Origin of the sequence: Vibrio sp. 10N.222.46.A1, assembly GCF_041473595.1 — a bacterium.
Classification (GTDB): domain Bacteria; phylum Pseudomonadota; class Gammaproteobacteria; order Enterobacterales; family Vibrionaceae; genus Vibrio; species Vibrio tasmaniensis_A.
The window spans coordinates 1-908 of the sequence record NZ_JBFRSN010000275.1; the positions used below are offsets into that span (position 1 = coordinate 1).

Below are 908 nucleotides of genomic sequence, written 5' to 3' on the forward strand. Positions count from 1 at the left end.
ATCTACTACCCTGACGGAACGACCTTGGGTAGTTATGACTCAACTACACAGCTCTGGACTCTCGATGTTCCAGCTCAGTCGCTAGATAAGATCGTATTTAACTCTGGCGAACATAATAGTGATACAGGTAATGCTTTGGGTATTAATGGTCCACTGCAGATTACCGTTCGTTCTGTGGATACAGATGCTGATAACACGGAGTATTTAGGCACACCAACGAGTTTCGATGTTGATTTAGTGATTGATCCGATCAACGATCAACCGACCTTTGTCAATGTGACTAACCTTGAAACGACAGAAGACTCTAATGGGGTCGCGATTAACAACTTTAGTATCTACGATATCGACGCTAACTTTGATAATCCAGATGCCCCGTATGTACTGACGCTGAAAGTTGACCAAACACTGCCGGGTGCGCAGGGCGAGTTTGTACTCCCAAGCACTCAATCCAATGGTGTGACATTTGTATTGCAGGCTGATGGCTCACTTGTCATGACAGGTAAAGAAGCTGACATCAATGCAGCGCTAACTAATGGCGAGGTTACGTTCAAACCGGACCCGGATCAGAACTATCTCAATCTGGGTGGGTTAGTGACCATTAATGCTACGATCGATGACGGTGGTAATAACGGTTTGATTGATGCGGGTGATCCGAATACCGCTCAAACGAATCAAACTACCTTCACTATTAAAGTGACGGAATATAATGATGCTCCGATAGCGGCCAATGTTGATTTGGGCTCGATTCCGGAAGATGGCCAAATCGTGATTGTTGAGGGTGACTTGATTACGGCAAGCTCTGATATCGAAAATCATAACCTTACCGTAACAGATATCAGCCTTACTCAAAATCAAGGTCAAGGTCAGCTTCAGAGGTTTGAGAACATTGCTGGGGCGGATGACAATTC

General features: G+C 45.0%; 1 protein-coding gene. It reads left to right on the top strand.

Features of this window, described 5'->3' with window-relative positions:
* Nucleotides 1-908: cadherin-like domain-containing protein (locus AB4496_RS09365; protein ID WP_372130859.1), on the top strand; the 908-nt coding region annotated here is incomplete at both ends.